Source organism: Chryseobacterium sp. SORGH_AS_0447 (assembly GCF_030818695.1).
GTDB lineage: Bacteria > Bacteroidota > Bacteroidia > Flavobacteriales > Weeksellaceae > Chryseobacterium.
Map to the genome: position 1 here is coordinate 400,628 of NZ_JAUTAR010000001.1, position 18,431 is coordinate 419,058.

The window sequence follows — 18,431 nt, forward strand, 5'->3', positions numbered from 1 at the left end:
ATTTGTGTTATTTCATTAATTTGTTTTCTAATCTAATACAAAGGTTTTCAATATCCTCCTTTCTAGCCAACATTACTACCCATTCTTCAGGAATATTTTCAAAACCATAATAAATTCCTGCAAGCCCGCCGGTGATGGCTCCGGTGGTATCGGTATCTTCTCCCAGATTTACTGCTTTTGAAACCGCTTCGGAATAGTTTTCCGAATTCAGGAAACACCATAAGGATGCTTCCAGGCTGTGAAGGACATAGCCTGAAGAACTTATTTCTTCCTCTCGTAAAGTGTATAACGGATCCAGTTCATAGTCACCTACTTTTAATTCCAGAATACGATGGAACTTGTCCATTTCGTCCTGCGAGCAGATCGGATGAAAATTTAAAAATTCTTGAACTGTATTCTGCATTGTGCGATAAGCTTCCCATTTGTCTTTTCCTTCCAAAAGTTCCAGAACCAGTTCCAGATAAATAAAACAAGCCAACACAGATCGGATATGCCCATGTGTAATGCTGGAAACCTCTTTTACCGTATCAAAACGTTTTTCAATCGGAAGATCTTTGATATAGAAGGCCAATGGCAAAATTCTCATTAAAGAACCATTCCCATTATCGAATTCCGAATTTCCGCCGCATAAAGTAGGGAAAGTTCCCTTGCCTATTCTGTGAATGGCTTGTGAGGTGGCGATTCCGATGTCGAAAACCCTTCCGTGAGGTGTCCAGATCTCCGCATTGTACCATTGCAGAAACTTCAGCGCCATATCTTCCGGATTATATTCTTTGCAAAGACTGTCAGCAAGACATAAGGTTAACGAACCGTCATCACTCCATGTTCCGGCGGGCTGGTGGTGAGTTCCCATGGATCTCATCGTAGTAACCGGAGAACTTTTCAGCGGTTCCCTGCTTCTAAACTCCACCGGCACGCCCAGCGCATCACCCACACAGACACCGAAAATTCCGGCTTTCACAAGATTTTCCATCAAGCAAGGTTTACCAGTTTATCAAACAACAGTTTCATTCCCTGGGTTGCCGTTTCTTTCATAACTACTGCTCTCTGCCCGTAGCCGAAGTTCGTTTCGTTGGGATTGATTACAATCAACAGACAGTCGTCCTTAATGTCGTGAAGCAGTCCGGCTGCCGGGTAGACCTGCAAAGAGGTTCCGATGACCAAGAAAATATCGGCTTCTTTCGCCATTTGGGTGGCTTCCCTCATCAACGGAACATCTTCCCCGAACCAAACGATGAACGGCCTTAGCTGTGACCCGTCTTCTGCCTTATCACCGATGTTGATGTCCTTTTTATGCTCATAGGTCAGGTTCTTGTTGTTGCTTGAACAGGATTTGAAGAGCTCGCCGTGAAGATGCAGGATATTGGTTGAGCCGGCTCTTTCGTGCAGGTCATCGATGTTCTGGGTAATGATCTGAACGTCGAAATATTTTTCCAGTTCCGCCAGTAAATGGTGGGCCTCGTTAGGTTCCACTTCATGAAGCTGGCGGCGCCGCTGGTTGTAAAACTCCAGGACCAGTGCCCGGTCTCTGCGCCATCCTTCCGGACTGGCTACATCGGTAATGCTATGATTTTCCCAAAGTCCGTCTCCGTCTCTGAAGGTTTTTATTCCGCTCTCGGCGCTGATTCCGGCGCCGGTTAATATGGTTAGTTTTTTCATTGGTTTTTTATTTTTTGTTTTATCATTTGAAAACCGAAAACGGCTGTGATGATCATTGTGGTTATTATTACAACAAGATACAGAGGAATATTTAATATGTGCTGCACTAAAGTTCTTCCATATTTGTCATTCGTCTTATCATTGATGATATCGGTAAATCTTCCGGCTTCATAATCTTTAACCCTTTTTTGAAAAGCCATCCAGCCTTCATTGATACAAGCCTCCTCAAAGAGATAAAGTTTCGGATTTTCTGTTTTTTCAGACAGATCAAAAAACATATACGATTCAAAAGTCCTGCGAAAATGTTCTATATAAACCTGATCTTTTCTGATACAGAGAACTTTTTTATGGTCCGCCCATTTCAGAAGTTCCAATTCTAATTCCAGTTCTTTTTGAATTTTTTTTAATTTTTCAATATGGGTTTCTACTGGAAAAACATTTGATTTTTTTCCTGCATGCTGAAGGTAAACCCTGTAAGCTTCCAGAAATTCAAGCTGCATTTCCTTCTGAAGCCCATTAATTTCATCAGAAGTCAGTCCTTCATTCTGATTTTCAGGATCATTTACCCATCTGAAATTATATTTTTTCATTATAACAGCTTTTGGTAAACCGCTTCATTTTCATCATCGAAGCAGACGAAAATAATTTTTTCGATGGTGTCTGATCTGAAATTCTTTACCGTTTCTACGGCAATTTTTCCTGCCGCTTCTTTCGGAAAACGATAGACGCCAGTGCTGATGTTGGGGAAAGCTATGGTTTTCACGCCCAGGCTTTCAGCCAGTTTGAGTGAATTTTTATAGCAGTTCTCTAGCAAGGAGAAGCACTTCTCTTCGTCTCCGTTCCAGACCGGCCCAACGGTATGAATGACATATTGCGCCGGAAGATTACCGGCTGTCGTTACCACCGCTTCTCCGGTATTGCATTTCCCCTGCCTGTTCCTGATTTCGATACATTCTTCCAGTATCTGCTTTCCGCCGGCCCGGTGAATCGCTCCGTCTACCCCGCCGCCGCCCAGCAAGGAAGAATTGGCCGCATTCACGATGGCATCTGCCTGTATTTTGGTGATGTCACCTTTAATAAATTCAATGTTCATAAAATCTGCTTTTTTTCCAGTTTTCAATAGTGACTATCCATTCCGGGATTGTGTTTTCCTCACAGCACAGAATGCTTACGCCTCCGGCCATGGCGCAGGTCGTATCCCGGTCGCCTAATGCAGAAACGGTATTCCAAAGACATTCTTCAAAATTGCTTCTGTACCGGGAAAGCATCCAGATAACCAGCGGCACCGTATCCTGGGCCGTCATCCCGGTTCCGTTTCCTAATGTTTTCACCAACAATTTTATACTGGGATTTCCGTCTAAATATAAGCATTTGTTCAGTTTGCTTTTCAGGTCGGAATCACTTAGTTCGTTTCGAATGTTTCGGATGAAATCCTGCTGATCCAATATTTCGATTCCCATTTTTTCCCTGACAGCAAAGGCGGCAGCCAGGGCAATGGCTTTTGTCCCTTCTATGGCTTCCCGGTTAGCGTGAGTCACTTCGCACGACCGCTCCGCATTTTCTTTGAGCCTGGCAAAATCATCATAAAAATAAGCCCCGATTACAGCAGCTCTCATGGCTCCGCCGTTTCCCATAGAACCCTGTCCTTCAAATTTGGCATAAGAAACTTCTTTCCAGTGCTCACCGCTTTTTACTTCTCTGAAATACCGGTGTATGGAAGGTCCGTATCCGCGGTTGGTGTCTAAATAATAATTTTTAGTAAACTCTCCCGCCAGAAAATCCTGGTCGATTTCCCCGAATTTCTCTAATGATCTGAACACGGCAATGGCCATGATCGTATCATCGGTGAAATCCAGATTACCTTCAGGAATAATCCTTTGATGAATATGGCTTTTCACAAAACTTTCCTTGCCAAAAAAACTTTCACCGAAAGCATCGCCGATGGATATTCCCGTCAGCGATTTCGAAGCAAGCGAGTGTTTATCTTCCATTATTTTAGCCTTAATTTATTATTCAGAACCTCATCATCAAATAACAGCGGTTTTTCTTCAGGCAACATCAGCTGATCCAAATCACCATTCAAAACAAACTGATGCTGTTCTTTCACAAATTCTGAAATATTTTCAATTAAAATGAGATCTTCTTTGGCAAACGATCGGATCAGTTCATTTTTCAAACCGATCTGGATCGCTCTTCTTTCCTGCTTTGCCCCAAAAGGATCATGATCCGGATCCCACTGCAGCCTGGCAGAAGATTCTTTAACCTTATCCTGCCATTCTTCCCTGGAAATGCCCAACTGGTCATTGTAGGAAGAATAGACGGCGTTTTCCAGATATTTTCTGAAAGCATCCATTTTCAGGTGAATGGCCAGCACGTATTCCTGTCCTTCTTTTGTCCCCCAGCCGTTCCGGTACATCATCCAGAGGAAGTTCGGCTTGATCCAGGTCATCCTTTCCAGGCTAAAAGGCCCTCCGAAATACTGATTCTTTACGGCAAATTCCCCGATGGCTTTTCGGTAAGACTGGTACACGATAATCTTTTCATCATCATATTGCGCCATAAGATGATGTCCTTCCTGCGGCCAGTCCTGTATTTGTTCTTTATAGTTTTTTAATTTGAGTTTCATGATATTTCTTCAAATGGCCTGATCATTTCCTCTTTTTTCGAGAGAATTGCGAAGACCACTCTTTTAAATTTATTTTTATATTTTCCCTGAAGGTGCTTTTTAAACAGCTCCGCTATCTCTTTTGGATCATTTTTAAACACACCGCATCCCCAGGCTCCTAAAATCAGGGTTTCATTTCCCTGATGTAATGCCAACGCCAGCATTTTCTCCGTTCTGACATCCATGGCTCCGAAAATTTCACCGGCTCTTTCCGGTTCCTGACGTTTTACCACTCCCGCGTTTACTGCCGGAGAGGTGATGAAATTGCACAAAACCGGCTTCCGCAACAACTCCCCTTTGTCCTTACGAAAGACCGGGACTTTCGGGCTGTAAATCATCATGTCGGTATAAAAACAGGATTCCATCTCCCGGTGGATTTTATAATAATCCCAGGCCTGGAGCAAACTTTCATGTAATCCCGAAGTTCTCGCCAGGCTCTCCTCCTGTGCTTCAGCTCCGTTGATGAAGCCGCCACCGGGGTTTTTAGCCGAGGCAAAATTCAGGCACATGATTTTTTCCTGGTCTTCCTCTTCCGCAAGCTGTAGAATGGCTTTCAGGGAACTGCATCTCCAGACTTCAAACCGGGTCTCAAAATATTTTTCAGGAACTTCTTTTTCAGTAAGTTCCGCAAGTGCTTCGGAAGAAAACAGAACGGTTCCTTTCGTAGAAGCTTCCAATTCGTTTTCGATGCTTATTTTTTCGTTGTTTCCGTTGATATAATATTTCCTGGCTAAGATTTCCAAGGTATCTTTTGCCATTCCTTTATTGGTCATGGTAAGTTTTTTAATGTTAATAATAAATTTTCAATGGCTGCATGCGCCGTTTCTTTGAAGTCTTTTCCGATAAAAACCTGAGTGACTTCAATTTTTCCGCTGATTGCCTGATTGAACGCTTCCAGCTCTTCCGCCGGAACCCAAAGCTCATTATGGTTTTTCGCCCCTACATTTCGGGAAGGGTATTTGTTAACCGTTTCTTCCAGCACTTCAAATCGGGTGACAAATCCCAAATAATTTCCGGCTTCATCGCGCGTATTCCATTTTTCTACAATTTCGGAAGCATAGTCTTCATTCAGCACAGGATAGAAAATCGGCTGCCATTCCAGTCTAGGAGGAAATGCCTTGTAATCGTTTTCAATGATTAAAAGCATTTCTTTTTCTCCGACCGGCCTGTATAAGGTTTGTGTTTTCATGGTTATTTTATATTAAATTTCGGCTCAAGCTATTGAATATTTTCTTTTTAAAATGGGCTAAAGCCCATTCCTATTGATAAAATGATTACAGTCTATTCAAGATCATAAACATACACTTCTATACCATTTTCCAGCAACGTACTTTGAATAATCGGTTCGACTTCTTTCCATTTTCCTCCTGCGAGACCACAGCCGATCCTTGGCATATGGATGCTTGCCTTTAATGACAAAGCTTCATCAACAAGTTTTTTCAGGCAGCTTTCAACTGCTTCATACCGGATCGGAGGTATTCCTTTTGAAGTGGTGACGGTTTTATGCTGACCGATCATATTGCATACCCAGAGATTTTCTTCTACCTGAACCATTTGGATTTCTCCCAGATTAAAATGAGTTCCTCTTTTATACCAGTCCCGGTAATTATCCTCAGGCTTCTTCCATCTTTTGGAAATAGCCAGAACAAATCCTTTTCCCCAGCCTCCAATATCGTTGCAGATATGGGCAATGATTTGAGTTCCTGCTGTTGACGGGTCTGTAGCGTCGCCTTTTATATATCTGATTTCTTTCATGATGTTATAATTTAATTCTTCCTAGGCTCACGCATTTTTCAATGTTTTTAAGCGTTCCGCTTTTTCTTGTTCGTCGGAGTTAAAATCAACAGCCAAAAAATGAGTGCAGTTTGAAATCCCGAAGTTATCTCTTTCAGCATCGGAAACAAATCCGCCTACCGTCTTCCATTTTGAAGCTTTATTCCTGAAAGTATTAACATAATATCTGGGCCGATCCTTCACATGAATAATGGCAACATTTTCAGTTTTATCCTTTAGATATTCCATCATCATGGTATCGGTTCCGGTAAAATCACCAATGATAAATTCGCATTCGGAAACTGGTGTTCCTGTCAGCGGATCAATATAAAACCGGTGAAAGTTTTCCCATGAGAGATTCCCATTTCCAAATACAAATATTTTTTTATTCATTATCGATTTACTTTATTCATTTATCTTTCTAAAATCCTTTGAATACGGAGAAAAAGATCGCCAAATTTCATCAAACTTGACGTTCAGTTTTCCGGGTTCAAAAGATTCGTCCAACTGATCGAGGCAGGTAACCACCAGATTTTTCCGGTGGGCAAGGCCGTAGCCTTCATCTACCTTTAAGGCATAATCCAGCAGCTGGTAATCCAGACCTCCGGTACGGAAGGCTCCCTGATAGTCATTGAACGTACAGGTTTCCTCTTCATTGTTCCGTAACGGAATCTCTTTTTCATTACTCATCCAGCCGTTTCCGTGACGGGTGCCATAGTTTCTTGTAACATAGAACATTTCGATATGATCGATTCCCAGTTGACTGCATACTTCGTAGGCATTTTTTGAAGTGGTATGGGCATAGGTCACATTCGGAAATATGCCGTGGTCCATATCCAGCAGGATTCCCTGGCTGCCTTCAAAAATCAGATGGTCAAAACTTTTCAGGTAGCCGTAGCCTTCGATATTCCATTCCATCTCATCGACAGCATGAAGAAAATCATCCAGTGCCTGCTGTATTTCTTCGCCTTCGGAAAAGCCGTAATACAAAGCGATGCCTTTCAGCTTTTCGATCAGCATCGGTCTCGGCGCGATCAGGTCGGCCGCAAACAGCCGGTAAGGGCTTTCATGCCTTTTCATCGTGGCACCGACTCCTTTTCCGCAGGTTCCGTGCTCCGTATTCCGTAGGTCTCTCCTGTTGTGAAGGACATCAAACGGCGTTGTTACTTTAGCCAGCGGATGGATATGAAGTCTGGTATTCCCGTTTTTGTCTTTCAGTTCCTTCCATTCATTATACATAAAAATAGGATGGATGGTGCAATGCTCGGTAAAATAGGACGGTAGTCCACGCAACGCCCCGCTGCAAAAGCTGGAATGGACATGCTTCCGGTCACCGATCATCACGGTGTGCGCCGCCTGCTGCCCTCCCGAAAAGCGGATGACCACGGCCTCCGGATCCCGGGCTGCGAGGAAATCGGTGGTGGTGCCTTTGCCTTCATCCCCGAATCCCAGTCCTATAACGATTTCTGCAGTTTTCATCTTAAAAATCTCTGAATCATTCCGCTCCATCCTTCCTGGTGTTCTTCTTCTGCATGCTGGCCGGCCTTACAGGTTTTGCAGACAATTTCCTTGATCACATACGGAACATCCCGGTAATCGGTAATCGATACACAATTTCTTCCCAGCAGGTCTTTCCATCCGCGGTCGGCCCGCATCGCATGGTCTGAGTGAAGGACATTGATGTGGTAGACTTCATATTTCTTTCTTGCCTCAGCCAGAAGTTCCTTATGGGTAAAAGTCTGCTGGCCGGCTCCCATAATCTCCCGGATCGCAGAGGCAGGAAGGGTTTTCAGGCAGGGCTCGTCACCCACGGTAAACAGCAATCCTCTCTGTCCTCTTTTTTCAAAAGCATCGGTGCGGGTATGGAAAGCGGCAAAATACCAGGCCAGCAGGTAACTTTCCCCGCCGTTTCCGCCGCCTCCGGATTCAATATAGGTTCTCGTAAGCCACATATCCAGCTCTTCGTCACCGGATTCAAATTGCCCCACCTGCAACGGATAATTGTCGCATTCGTGATCCCCGATTCCCATAAAGAGGAGTGCGGCATCCGGAACCCCACCCTGGATAATTCCGCCCATCAGCTTCGGAAGGCCTTCCTGGATCAGGTTATACGGAATATGGCCCATGCTTCCGGTAACATCCAGTCCTAAAATAATCGGAAATGATTCCGGGTGTACGGATGAATCCCGGGCTTCCCTGAAGAAGACGCCGTTCGGGTTCATTGATTCATGTGCTCTTCTTTCCGCGTTCTGAGTGAAAATTTCACCTGCACTTTTCGATGCATATCCCATCTTTCTTGCTCTGTCGAAACGAGCGTCCATGTCGTATCTTGTACTTCCCATAACGTAAATTTTAGTTAAAGACTGTTTTTATAGTTACCCGCTGCATTTCGGGCTTTAATGCAATACGGAAGTTAATTCTATCCGTTTATTGTTCTCTTGTGTACATAATGTCCGTCCTCAGCACATATTTCAGTCCGCTGATCAGCGTTTTCCCTTCGTGTCTTAACGGATGATGGAAAACCAGTGCGGAACCCTTTTTCGGAGCGACGGTGAACAACCCTTCAAATTCGGTTTCCCCACCTTCAAAATTATCATTCAGATAAATCAGGAAGGTGTAAAAACTTTTTTCGTTTTCATTCCTGATATAGCTTCCGTCGCGGTGCATTTTGAACCGTTGTCCGGCCGAATATTTGTAGATCCTGAACATTTCATTGAAGCCTGAAACTTTATAGGTTTCATGGATCTGAGGAAGAAATCGGGCGGCTCTTTGAAACAGGTTTTCAGCCAGTTCATTATCGAAAACCATCAGCCGGTCGTTGTTTCGGATGCCTTTGCTCATCACCTGCCTTCCCTGCATATTGATCTTTGCTTCTTCAAAAATTTTGTCTTTTGTCAGATCAATATAATGGTCGCATTCTTCATTCGTCAGGAAATTTTCGATCAGAAAGATTTCCGGATGCAGTATTGTCTTTTCCATAATATCAGGTGTTTGGTTTGTGTTTTTACTTTCTCAGTTCGTCCCGTACTTCCATCAAAGCAAATCCCAGGAGATTTTCACCGTTCCACTGCGATGGATTTAGGGCTTTGGAATTGGTTTCCGGCATTCCGATGCCCCAGATGGTATCGTAAGGGCTGGCTTCCACCAAAACTTTATCTTCCGTAGACAGCAAAAATTCTTTAAGTGCTTCATTTTGCGCAAACTTCAGCAGGTTTCCCTGTTTTACGATCTCATATTTATGCTCATCCCAAAACTGCAGATCAAAATTTTCGACTTTTCTTCCCAGTTTTTTAACCAGATTCGGAGTCTCAGACTGTATGATCTGTTCTAAAGTTTCGTCATCTTTAAACAAACTTGCCTTTCCGGCCATCATATAATGTTCAGCAGTCCTGTAGATGATGCCGTCTTCCTGAAACTCAGCAGGAAACCACTGGCTGAAACAGGCTTTGGTCACTTGCTCTTTTACCGTATGTCCCCAGAAAAACAGAAAATCCGGTTTTTCCTGATGATTAAATCTTTCAATGATATATTGTACGGTGTATTTCATTATTGCGTTATTTTTACACAAATTTAAAGGAATAGGGTTTTACTAACCAAATTAATTTGCGTTAATTTTACGCTAAAATAATTAATTGGTTGATTTTCAACGATAAAAATTTTCAATTTAAACACGAATGGCACAAATGTCTTTCACAAATGACGCGAATTATGATCTGTTTGATCAGGTTTAAATAAAATTCAAGCTTAATCTGGATTGTGCATCCGATAAGTTCCCGAGAGAATTAGAGTACTATTAAAAGATTACCTTCTTATTTGTTTACGCTGTATATAGCAGCAAACAAGAATTCATTGTGAAAATTCGTGTAAGTATTTGTGTTAAAAACTACTTCAGTTCAAAATAAAATCCCTGTTCTTCCAGTTCCCTGTATTTTTCCTGGTTGAAGGTAAACATCTTTCCGGGTCTGCCGCTGCCTTCTTTTTTGAAGTTGTCGGTTTCATTCAGCAGGCCGTAGCTCATGATTTTTTTCCGGAAGTTGCGTCGGTCGATTTCCTGCCCGACAATCGTTTTGTAGAGGTTTTCCAGTTCGGAGAAGGCAAATTCCTCATTCAGCAGATTGAAGCCGATGGGTTGGTACTGGATTTTGGTTCGGAGTCTTTTTAATGCCGTATCGATAATAGTCTGATGATCGAAAGCCAGTTCGGGAAGGCTGTTAATGCCGAACCATTGGGCATCGTCCGCATCGGAATCGGCAGCCAGCTCGTGGTAAGACGGGGTTTACCAGCCCCAGATAGGTTACGGAAACCACCCGGTTCCGCGGATCGCGGCCTACATTGCCGAAGGTATAAAGCTGTTCCAGAAAATCGGGCTTTATACCGGCTTCCTCGCAAAGTTCGCGCTTTACCGCATCATCCAGGTTTTCATCATCCAGAACGAGTCCGCCCGGAAGCGCCCATCCGCCCTTGAAAGGCTCGATATTCCGCTGGATCAGGAGCACCTGAAGGTCTTTTTTATCGAAATACCCAAAAACCACCGCATCCACAGCTACTTTGATATCCTGTAATTTCTTTGAACCTGCCATAAATTAAATTTGCGTTGTGAGTACACAAAGTTACGGTTTAGTTAACATAAAAAAAATAATCTGAGTCATAAACGAAAAAATCCGCAGAGATTACCTGCGGACTTCACTTTTATCTTCTGCCTTTTTATCGGCTCTTTTATTTAGTCATTCAGCTTCAATACAGCCATAAATGCCGATTGCGGTACTTCTACCCTTCCGATCTGCTTAACTCTAAATATTCATTCTTATCAATCTTTCCAAGTCTTCATCCTCATTAGCTTTAGAAGAAACTGGTCTAACTTGACAAGCATATTTTCTTTCAGAATTAAAATATTCAGTATTCTCAGAGATTCTAAAAAATCTTCCTTGTAAAAACCTAGTTCCTGTTAAAATATTTAGACTAGTATTTCCAGAATTAACAATTTCAACAGATAAACATCCACAATACCCTGGTTGAACTATTGTCGATATAGACAATCCCAATCTACTAAAAGAACTTCTCAGATTTAGAACAGCATATACATTTTTAGGTAGTTTTACATATTCTAGAGTTGAAAATAGTGTTGGCTGTGATGGATGGATTAAAAATTCCTCTCCTAATTTCCTTCTAGTTTCTGTATAACTACTTTTAATTGATCTAGTTATATTATTGTTTTTAGTTGTATCAATAAAGGCATTTCTTCCTTGATGTTGTGTTAAGAAATCGGTTCCAATTCTAAAATCAAAACTAATTTCACCAAATTGCTTTTCATCTAAAATTGGAGTAATAAATAATTCTCTATTTTTTAAAAGCTCTTTTAGTTCTTCTTTAACAATAAGACTCATAAATTAAAGATTTTTCCATTTTGACACTACTATGTAATTAGAAATCGACTTTTCAACTAGATTATTTATTATATTATATCTCTGTTTTTTTGGAACCTTATTAAGTGTATTTGTTTCAGAATTATTCCAGAAATCCCAACCAAGTTTAAAAACAGCATGTAATTCATTATCAGAATTAATTTGCTGCGGTATAAATTCATTAAAGTCAGAACTATCTGCGTCAAAAACTTTATGTCTAATTTCAATTTTTTGCTTTGACTGAGCAGCTAAAACTAAGTTAAACTCATCAATTAAACTTATTGTTTCCTCGTTCAGAAATTTGTCCACAAACTCTACTCTTTTTTTTGTTGCAGGATGTGTTTGAGAATCAGATGTACCTGCCGAAATATAGTTTAAAAATAAATTAGAAGCATCATTTATATATTGCGCAGCAAAAACATCAGCAAAATATTCCATAGTGTGATTATGTTCCTGAATTTCAATATTCGTATAATTAGGCTTAAAACCATTTTTTTTGAAAAATATATTTTGACTAATATTTAATTCAATATCAATAAAATGTCCTAGTTCATGATAGAGCACTACTATAGATAGATAATCTCGAGAAAGGACACGAGGTAAAACAATTTTTATTAATCTTTTTGAGATTTTTAGCTCATATAACTTTTCAATTGTATCATTCATTAATTTAAAAAATTCAACATTCTCACCCATAAAGTAAAAATCTAAATTTCTATTTGATAATGATGTTGCAATAATAAAATTATCATCCGAAATCCAATCATCTAAAACTTTCTCTAAACAAGATACGGTTTCAAAAGGAATTAGGTTTAAAGTACTATTATCTAAAAATTCTAATGCTCCAAATATATAATTTAAAATTTGATAATGGACTCCTTTTAAATTATCATCATAATTTTCTATATCAGCATTTTTAATTGCTTCAAACAAGAAATACAATTCTTCAAAATACTTTTCTTTTTTTTTATCAGAATAAATATTCGCTTTACTTTTCGAAAAAATACCTTCCAATTGCAACAATTGTAACTCAATTGCCTTAACAGTCATAACAGTAATTCTTATTTAGCAATTCTATTATCTCTCTGTAAACAGAATTACTAATTTCTTGGTTGATGCATGAAAGTTCATCCTGATAGTACATTAGCAATGATGTAATCAAAAAATAATGCTGTCTTTCGGCTGAATAAATGTCTTTTTTATTTGCTGAAATTAATGCAGCTTCTTTGATAGCAGTATCCACTTGCTCTTTATACTCAGTATCCCCATTAATGATGTCAGACAAGATATTTATATAAAAAGGAGCCTGGCTTTGTTTTGAGTCAATTTGTGCTAGATACATAATTCATTATTTTTATCAAAGTTAATAAAATAATTATACCAAAATTTATCTTGATTATCTTTTTTAGTCATTCAGCTTCAGTACAGCCATAAATGCCGACTGCGGGACTTCTACCCTTCCGATCTGCTTCATTTTCTTTTTTCCTTCTTTCTGCTTCTCCAAAAGCTTTCTTTTTCTGGAAATATCTCCACCGTAACATTTTGCGGTAACGTCTTTTCTCAGTGCTTTGATGGTTTCCCTGGCAATTACCTTGGTTCCCAAAGCGGCCTGAACAGCAATATCGAACTGCTGTCTCGGGATCAGCTCACGGAGCTTTTCACACATTTTCTTACCGATATGATAGGCATTGGAATCGTGAATCAAAGATGATAAGGCATCCACCATATCGCCGTTGATCAGGATATCCATTTTTACCAGCTTGGAAGCCCTGAATCCGATCGGATGGTAATCGAAGGAAGCATATCCTTTGGAAATTGATTTGAGACGGTCATAGAAATCAAAAACTACCTCAGCCAACGGCATATTGAATACCAGCTCCACTCTTTCAGAAGTCAGGTAACTTTGGTTTACAATTTCCCCTCTTTTTTCGATACATAAGGTCATTACCGGACCTACGAAATCGGATTTGGTGATGATGGAAGCTTTGATAAATGGTTCTTCTACCCTGTCCATGATCGACGGGTCCATCATTTCAGACGGGTTGTTGATCAGGATCGGCACTTCCGGTTCTTTTTTGGAGTACCCGAAATACGATACGTTCGGTACCGTAGTGATCACGTTCATGTTGAACTCACGGTCCAGACGTTCCTGAACGATTTCCATGTGAAGCATTCCCAGGAATCCGCAACGGAACCCGAAACCAAGTGCAGCTGAACTTTCCGGCTCAAAAACCAGGGAAGCATCATTCAGCCTTAATTTTTCAAGGGAGAATCTCAATTCTTCAAAATCCTCGGAATCGATCGGGTAAATCCCGGCAAATACCATCGGCTTAACTTCCTCAAACCCTTCAATCGGTCCGGCAGCCGGCTTATCGAATGAAGTGATGGTATCCCCTACTTTTACTTCACGGGCATCCTTGATTCCGGAAACCAGGTAACCTACGTCCCCGCACTCAACGGTTTTCTTAGGAACCTGCTTCAGCTTTAACGTTCCTACCTCATCAGCCCCGTATTCTTTTCCGGTTGCGAAAAATTTAATCTTTTCGTTTTTCGTAATGCTTCCGTTTACTACTTTGAAATACGCTTCAATTCCTCTGAAAGGGTTGTATACCGAGTCAAAGATCAAAGCCTGAAGCGGTGCATCCGGATCACCTACCGGTGCCGGAATTCTTTTTACGATCTGTTCCAGAAGGTCATGTACCCCTTCTCCGGTTTTTCCGGAAACCCTTAATACATCCTCATAATCACAACCGATTAGGTTCATGATCTCATCGGTTACCTCTTCAGGATTTGCTGAAGGAAGGTCAATCTTATTCAGGATTGGAATAATTGTCAGGTCATTTTCCAAAGCCAGATACAGGTTGCTGATGGTCTGTGCCTGGATGCTCTGGGCTGCGTCTACAATAAGAAGCGCTCCTTCACAGGCCGCAATGGAACGGGAAACTTCATAAGAAAAGTCCACGTGTCCCGGAGTGTCGATTAAGTTTAAGATATATTTTTCGCCGTTGAGCTCATAATCCATCTGGATGGCGTGGGATTTAATGGTAATCCCGCGTTCTTTCTCCAGATCCATGTCATCCAGCGTCTGGGACTGTAATTCTCTCTGGGAAACCGTATTGGTATATTCCAGAAGACGGTCTGCCAGAGTACTTTTACCATGGTCGATATGAGCGATTATGCAAAAATTTCGTATGTTTTTCATTTAAGAACTATGTAATTTGCAAAGATAATAAAATGCAGGATAATTTGTGATTCTTAATTTTATAAGCGAAAATTTAATCTTTGAAAACATATTCCCCTGTTAACGGATCTAAATAAATCTGAGTTTTAACCTTGCTCACAAATCCAATATTCTTTTTTCCGCTATCCGCCGCGGCGCCGATTAATGCACCGACCATCCCGCCCGTCATACCGCCAATCATCGCTCCATTCATACTCTGCTGAAATAAATCTGCCGGAATTGCTTCAAAATACCAGCCTTTTTCATTCTTGAAAACTTCTTTGTAACCGATCGGGATGGCTTTCAAAATTTTATTATCCTCAACTATACAGTAAATATCACTGATTTTTATATTGTAGGTCCCGTCATTTACTCCTTTAATATCGCCATCCTTATCTCTTCGATACGTTGCCGGCGTAGGTTTTTGCTGAACAAATGATTTGAAACTTAAATAAACTCCCGGTGTTAAACTTTCGGTTTTATAAACAGGGTATGTATTCTTTATGATGTTTTCATAATCTGCAAGCGACCCTTCATTGATGGGAATACCAACCGCAACGCTGTTGTAAGAAGTCAAAATTAATTGTTTAAAAAGCTGAGATATTTTATTGTTAATGGTATGCGCAACATTTACCCCTTCAACCGGGCTCGCTGAAATGATCCCATCCGTTCTGTTGATGAAAAAATACTTATCATTTCTTTTAAAAAATGTTGCAATACTTATTTTCGCTTTGGCAATTTCGGGAGATTTATTATCATTGAAAAAATACAGATCATTGATTAATAAAACAATATCATTCTTTCCTGAATCTTTATTGGATTCTGTAAATGCAGTTTCTATGGCATCTTTTGCAGTTTTTGGAAATGCAAACTGATAAGTGTCTCCTTTTGAGATAACGGTTCCCATCTCTTTTAAAGTTCTGCTATCAATAACTGTCAGCGATTTTGTCATTCCGCTTTTGTCTTTTATTTTGCCGATCTCGATTGTTTCGGTTGTTTGAGAAAAAGTAATTATCGACAAGGAAAGAAATACAAACTGCAATGCTTTTTTCATGGTTCTAAATTTTAGCAAAACTAATAATATCTTTAAAATTAAATGACTTTCACGAAAAAAACTATCAAACCCGCAGACATACTGAAGAAAATCTTATCTTTTCACATCATAAATCTACAGAAGCTCAAACTTATTTTAATTATGAAAAAAGTTCTTTTATTGCTTTTTATTATTCATTTTGCCTCATTTCACACTCAATGGATTGAAAAGGCACCGGAACATCCCGAAGAATTTGTCAATCCACTCATCGGGTCGCTGTCAAAGCCTTCACTTTCCAATGGGAACACCTATCCTGCGGTTGCCGTCCCTCACGGAATGAACCTGTGGACACCCCAGACCGGTAAAAACGGAAACGGCTGGCAATACACCTACGATGCCGACAAGATCCGCGGGATCAAGCAGACGCATCAGCCTTCACCCTGGATGAACGATTACGGAATGTTTTCCATTATGCCCGTAACCGGAAAAATGCGTTTCAATGAAGAGGAAAGAGCAAGCTGGTTCTCTCATAAATCAGAGGTTTCAAAACCTTATTATTACAGTGTTTACCTGGCTGATCATAATGTGACGGCGGAAATTACGCCTACGGAAAGGGCTGCACAGCTAAGGTTAACTTACCCTGATTCTGAAAATTCATGGATTGTGGTGGATGCCTTCGATAAAGGATCGAGCATCAAAATCATTCCTTCTGAGAAGAAAATCGTTGGTTATTCCACAAGATATTCGAGGGGAAAACTTGTCGGTTTCAAAAATTACTTTGTGATCTATGCCAATAAACCATTCGTAAAATATTCAGCCTGGAAGGACAAGGATTTTGTAAAAGATGTGCTTGAAATTACAGGCGACCACTGTGGAGCCATCATTGGTTTTGCCACGAAGAAGGGTGAAAAGGTAAATCTTAAAGTAGCTTCTTCGTTCATCAGTCCCGAACAGGCGGAACTGAATTTGCAGCGGGAACTGGATCAGGATTCGTTCGATGATACCTTCAGAAAAGCCAAGCAGGCCTGGAATGAAAAACTGAGAAAAGTAGAAGTTGCGGGAGGAACCATCGATCAGATGCGTACTTTCTACTCTTGCCTGTACAGGATGCTATGCTTTCCTCATAAGATGTACGAAATCAACAAAGAAGGAGAAATCGTTCATTACAGTCCGTATTCAGGGAAAACGGAAGCCGGCTACCGGTTTGCAGGGACCGGTTTCTGGGATACTTTCAGAGCCCTCTACCCTTTCCTGAACCTGGTCTATCCAAGTATAAACGTTGAAATGCAGAAAGGGTTGATTAACGATTACAAAGAAGGCGGCTGGCTTCCCGAATGGTCGAGTCCCTCCTATTCGGATATCATGATCGGCAACAATTCCGCTTCCGTGGTGGCCGATGCTTATCTGAAAGGCTTACGCGGTTATGATATTGAAACCCTTTACCAGGCTTTGCTTCATGGGGCTAATAACGAAGGTCCGCAGGCAACAGGAAGATTGGGCATTCAGTATTATAAAGAACTCGGCTATGTTCCCTATGATGTAAAAATCAATGAAAATGCAGCACGGACACTGGAATATGCTTATGATGATTTCGCCATTGCCCAACTGGGAAAAGCTTTGGGGAAACCGGAATCTGAATGGAAAGAATATTACCGCCGTTCCCAGAATTTCCAAAAAGTAATGGATCCCGAAACCAAACTGGCGCGCGGAAGAAACCGTGACGGAAGCTTCCAGGCTCCTTTTAATCCTTTTAAGTGGGGCGATGCCTTTACGGAAGGAAATTCTTGGCATTACACCTGGTCGGTATTCCAGGATATTGAAGGCCTGGCCAAGTTGATGGGCGGAAGGAAAGAATTTTCAAAAAAACTGGACCAGGTTTTCGAATTGCCTCCCGTTTTTGATAATTCGTATTACGGATCAACCATTCATGAGATCCAGGAAATGGTGAATGCGGATATGGGACAGTATGCCCACGGAAACCAGCCGGCACAGCATATCATTTACCTGTACAATTATTCCGGTGAACCGTGGAAAACGCAGTATTGGGTGCGGGAAACCATGAACCGCCTCTATCAGCCTACTCCGGACGGTTATTGCGGCGATGAGGACAACGGGCAAACCTCAGCATGGTATATTTTTTCAGCGCTGGGCTTTTATCCTGTTACTCCTGCAACGGATCAGTATGTTCTGGGTGCCCCTCTGTTTAAAAAAGCAACCGTTCATTTGGAAAACGGAAAGCATATAGAGATCAATGCTGCCCGCAATAATGATAGTAACCGGTTTGTACGGTCGATGGAATTCAACGGGAAAAAGTACACCAGAAACTGGTTCAGCCACCAGGAATTAATGAAAGGAGCTCAGCTCAACTTTGAAATGGCTTCCCAGCCGAATAAAGACCGGGGGACGGATGAGAAGGACTTTCCGTATTCCTATTCTAAGGATCAGAAATAACTAGCTTAAACTTGAGGTTGAAAGGCTGGAAGAAGGAAGCTGGATGCCGGAAGTTCCTTGTGTTAATAATACAATCAAAGATCATCATTATCAAATGAAATTATTTTTTACCTAAGCAAAAGGAAGTTTATTTGAATCTTTATTCAGAAACCTGACTTTTTGCTTTCTACTTTGATAACTAATAAATATAAGTGAAATATAACCTATTTATGCTAAATTAAAAAAAGA

20 protein-coding genes and 1 pseudogene are annotated in these 18,431 nt (G+C 41.0%); 1 reads left to right on the top strand and 20 read right to left on the bottom strand.

The window, feature by feature from the left end; all coding sequences use genetic code 11:
• Positions 1 to 7: 7 nt before the first annotated feature.
• The 20 genes and pseudogenes from QE422_RS01915 to QE422_RS02010 all read right to left on the bottom strand — a co-directional run bounded on the left by QE422_RS01915 (position 8) and on the right by QE422_RS02010 (position 15,773).
• On the bottom strand, positions 8 to 973 hold the full coding sequence (locus tag QE422_RS01915) for an ADP-ribosylglycohydrolase family protein (RefSeq protein ID WP_307454735.1): 966 nt from the start codon (positions 971 to 973) through the stop codon (positions 8 to 10).
• Positions 973 to 1,659, bottom strand: coding sequence for an NAD-dependent deacylase (locus QE422_RS01920; protein WP_307454737.1), 687 nt, complete (start codon positions 1,657 to 1,659; stop codon positions 973 to 975). The genes QE422_RS01915 and QE422_RS01920 overlap by 1 nt, the downstream gene beginning before the upstream one ends.
• Positions 1,656 to 2,249, bottom strand: coding sequence for a hypothetical protein (locus QE422_RS01925; protein ID WP_307454738.1), 594 nt, complete (start codon positions 2,247 to 2,249; stop codon positions 1,656 to 1,658). The genes QE422_RS01920 and QE422_RS01925 overlap by 4 nt, the downstream gene beginning before the upstream one ends.
• Positions 2,249 to 2,752 carry an O-acetyl-ADP-ribose deacetylase gene (locus QE422_RS01930; RefSeq protein ID WP_307454740.1) on the bottom strand — a complete coding sequence of 168 codons (504 nt, stop codon included), beginning with the start codon at positions 2,750 to 2,752 and terminating at the stop codon, positions 2,249 to 2,251. The genes QE422_RS01925 and QE422_RS01930 overlap by 1 nt, the downstream gene beginning before the upstream one ends.
• The gene (locus QE422_RS01935) at positions 2,742 to 3,650 is read right to left on the bottom strand and encodes an ADP-ribosylglycohydrolase family protein (RefSeq protein ID WP_307454742.1); all 909 of its coding nucleotides are present in this window, start codon (positions 3,648 to 3,650) and stop codon (positions 2,742 to 2,744) included. The genes QE422_RS01930 and QE422_RS01935 overlap by 11 nt, the downstream gene beginning before the upstream one ends.
• Entirely contained in the window at positions 3,650 to 4,285 is a 636-nt protein-coding gene (locus QE422_RS01940) for a DUF4291 domain-containing protein (protein WP_307454744.1), read from the bottom strand. The genes QE422_RS01935 and QE422_RS01940 overlap by 1 nt, the downstream gene beginning before the upstream one ends.
• Entirely contained in the window at positions 4,282 to 5,097 is an 816-nt protein-coding gene (locus tag QE422_RS01945) for a TIGR02452 family protein (protein ID WP_307454745.1), read from the bottom strand. The genes QE422_RS01940 and QE422_RS01945 overlap by 4 nt, the downstream gene beginning before the upstream one ends.
• Positions 5,094 to 5,513, bottom strand: a complete 420-nt coding sequence (locus QE422_RS01950) for an ADP-ribosylation/crystallin J1 (RefSeq protein WP_307454747.1) — start codon at positions 5,511 to 5,513, stop codon at positions 5,094 to 5,096. The genes QE422_RS01945 and QE422_RS01950 overlap by 4 nt, the downstream gene beginning before the upstream one ends.
• Before the next feature lie 92 nt (positions 5,514 to 5,605).
• Positions 5,606 to 6,079: a macro domain-containing protein gene (locus QE422_RS01955; protein WP_307454749.1), complete on the bottom strand. Its 474-nt coding sequence runs from the start codon at positions 6,077 to 6,079 to the stop codon at positions 5,606 to 5,608.
• Between the two features lie 27 nt (positions 6,080 to 6,106).
• Positions 6,107 to 6,490: a hypothetical protein gene (locus QE422_RS01960; protein ID WP_307454750.1), complete on the bottom strand. Its 384-nt coding sequence runs from the start codon at positions 6,488 to 6,490 to the stop codon at positions 6,107 to 6,109.
• 12 nt (positions 6,491 to 6,502) lie between these two features.
• A complete protein-coding gene (locus QE422_RS01965) occupies positions 6,503 to 7,576 on the bottom strand; it encodes an adenylosuccinate synthetase (protein ID WP_307454752.1) in 1,074 nt (357 codons plus the stop codon).
• Complete coding sequence (locus QE422_RS01970) at positions 7,573 to 8,439, bottom strand: hypothetical protein (RefSeq protein WP_307454754.1); 867 nt, start codon at positions 8,437 to 8,439, stop codon at positions 7,573 to 7,575. The genes QE422_RS01965 and QE422_RS01970 overlap by 4 nt, the downstream gene beginning before the upstream one ends.
• An 85-nt stretch (positions 8,440 to 8,524) precedes the next feature.
• Positions 8,525 to 9,076 (bottom strand): 2OG-Fe(II) oxygenase, encoded by a 552-nt coding sequence (locus QE422_RS01975; RefSeq protein ID WP_307454756.1) that lies wholly within the window; start codon positions 9,074 to 9,076, stop codon positions 8,525 to 8,527.
• Positions 9,077 to 9,101: 25 nt separating this feature from the next.
• Entirely contained in the window at positions 9,102 to 9,644 is a 543-nt protein-coding gene (locus QE422_RS01980; protein ID WP_307454757.1) for an NADAR family protein, read from the bottom strand.
• 336 nt (positions 9,645 to 9,980) lie between these two features.
• A pseudogene (locus QE422_RS01985) lies at positions 9,981 to 10,677 on the bottom strand (NUDIX domain-containing protein).
• 210 nt (positions 10,678 to 10,887) lie between these two features.
• On the bottom strand, positions 10,888 to 11,481 hold the full coding sequence (gene dcd, locus QE422_RS01990; protein ID WP_307454759.1) for a dCTP deaminase: 594 nt from the start codon (positions 11,479 to 11,481) through the stop codon (positions 10,888 to 10,890).
• A gap of 3 nt (positions 11,482 to 11,484) precedes the next feature.
• On the bottom strand, positions 11,485 to 12,549 hold the full coding sequence (locus tag QE422_RS01995) for a hypothetical protein (RefSeq protein WP_307454761.1): 1,065 nt from the start codon (positions 12,547 to 12,549) through the stop codon (positions 11,485 to 11,487).
• A complete protein-coding gene (locus QE422_RS02000; RefSeq protein ID WP_307454763.1) occupies positions 12,539 to 12,841 on the bottom strand; it encodes a hypothetical protein in 303 nt (100 codons plus the stop codon). The genes QE422_RS01995 and QE422_RS02000 overlap by 11 nt, the downstream gene beginning before the upstream one ends.
• Before the next feature lie 63 nt (positions 12,842 to 12,904).
• On the bottom strand, positions 12,905 to 14,701 hold the full coding sequence (gene lepA / locus QE422_RS02005; RefSeq protein ID WP_294249722.1) for a translation elongation factor 4: 1,797 nt from the start codon (positions 14,699 to 14,701) through the stop codon (positions 12,905 to 12,907).
• A gap of 73 nt (positions 14,702 to 14,774) precedes the next feature.
• The gene (locus QE422_RS02010; RefSeq protein ID WP_307454766.1) at positions 14,775 to 15,773 is read right to left on the bottom strand and encodes a hypothetical protein; all 999 of its coding nucleotides are present in this window, start codon (positions 15,771 to 15,773) and stop codon (positions 14,775 to 14,777) included.
• 141 nt (positions 15,774 to 15,914) lie between these two features.
• On the opposite strand from QE422_RS02010, the gene QE422_RS02015 reads away from it, so the two are divergent.
• Positions 15,915 to 18,203 carry a GH92 family glycosyl hydrolase gene (locus tag QE422_RS02015; RefSeq protein ID WP_307454768.1) on the top strand — a complete coding sequence of 763 codons (2,289 nt, stop codon included), beginning with the start codon at positions 15,915 to 15,917 and terminating at the stop codon, positions 18,201 to 18,203.
• Positions 18,204 to 18,431: the final 228 nt, after the last annotated feature.

Coding starts and splice junctions, on each gene's coding strand:
- QE422_RS01955 (WP_307454749.1), bottom strand. CDS start 6,079: ATGAAAGAAATCAGATATATAAAAGGCGACGCTACAGACCCGTCAACA.
- QE422_RS01935 (WP_307454742.1), bottom strand. CDS start 3,650: ATGGAAGATAAACACTCGCTTGCTTCGAAATCGCTGACGGGAATATCC.
- QE422_RS01950 (WP_307454747.1), bottom strand. CDS start 5,513: ATGAAAACACAAACCTTATACAGGCCGGTCGGAGAAAAAGAAATGCTT.
- QE422_RS01925 (WP_307454738.1), bottom strand. CDS start 2,249: ATGAAAAAATATAATTTCAGATGGGTAAATGATCCTGAAAATCAGAAT.
- dcd (WP_307454759.1), bottom strand. CDS start 11,481: ATGAGTCTTATTGTTAAAGAAGAACTAAAAGAGCTTTTAAAAAATAGA.
- QE422_RS01930 (WP_307454740.1), bottom strand. CDS start 2,752: ATGAACATTGAATTTATTAAAGGTGACATCACCAAAATACAGGCAGAT.
- QE422_RS01965 (WP_307454752.1), bottom strand. CDS start 7,576: ATGAAAACTGCAGAAATCGTTATAGGACTGGGATTCGGGGATGAAGGC.
- QE422_RS01945 (WP_307454745.1), bottom strand. CDS start 5,097: ATGACCAATAAAGGAATGGCAAAAGATACCTTGGAAATCTTAGCCAGG.
- QE422_RS02015 (WP_307454768.1), top strand. CDS start 15,915: ATGAAAAAAGTTCTTTTATTGCTTTTTATTATTCATTTTGCCTCATTT.
- QE422_RS01960 (WP_307454750.1), bottom strand. CDS start 6,490: ATGAATAAAAAAATATTTGTATTTGGAAATGGGAATCTCTCATGGGAA.
- QE422_RS01970 (WP_307454754.1), bottom strand. CDS start 8,439: ATGGGAAGTACAAGATACGACATGGACGCTCGTTTCGACAGAGCAAGA.
- QE422_RS01920 (WP_307454737.1), bottom strand. CDS start 1,659: ATGAAAAAACTAACCATATTAACCGGCGCCGGAATCAGCGCCGAGAGC.
- lepA (WP_294249722.1), bottom strand. CDS start 14,701: ATGAAAAACATACGAAATTTTTGCATAATCGCTCATATCGACCATGGT.
- QE422_RS01940 (WP_307454744.1), bottom strand. CDS start 4,285: ATGAAACTCAAATTAAAAAACTATAAAGAACAAATACAGGACTGGCCG.
- QE422_RS01975 (WP_307454756.1), bottom strand. CDS start 9,076: ATGGAAAAGACAATACTGCATCCGGAAATCTTTCTGATCGAAAATTTC.
- QE422_RS01915 (WP_307454735.1), bottom strand. CDS start 973: ATGGAAAATCTTGTGAAAGCCGGAATTTTCGGTGTCTGTGTGGGTGAT.
- QE422_RS02010 (WP_307454766.1), bottom strand. CDS start 15,773: ATGAAAAAAGCATTGCAGTTTGTATTTCTTTCCTTGTCGATAATTACT.
- QE422_RS01995 (WP_307454761.1), bottom strand. CDS start 12,549: ATGACTGTTAAGGCAATTGAGTTACAATTGTTGCAATTGGAAGGTATT.
- QE422_RS02000 (WP_307454763.1), bottom strand. CDS start 12,841: ATGTATCTAGCACAAATTGACTCAAAACAAAGCCAGGCTCCTTTTTAT.
- QE422_RS01980 (WP_307454757.1), bottom strand. CDS start 9,644: ATGAAATACACCGTACAATATATCATTGAAAGATTTAATCATCAGGAA.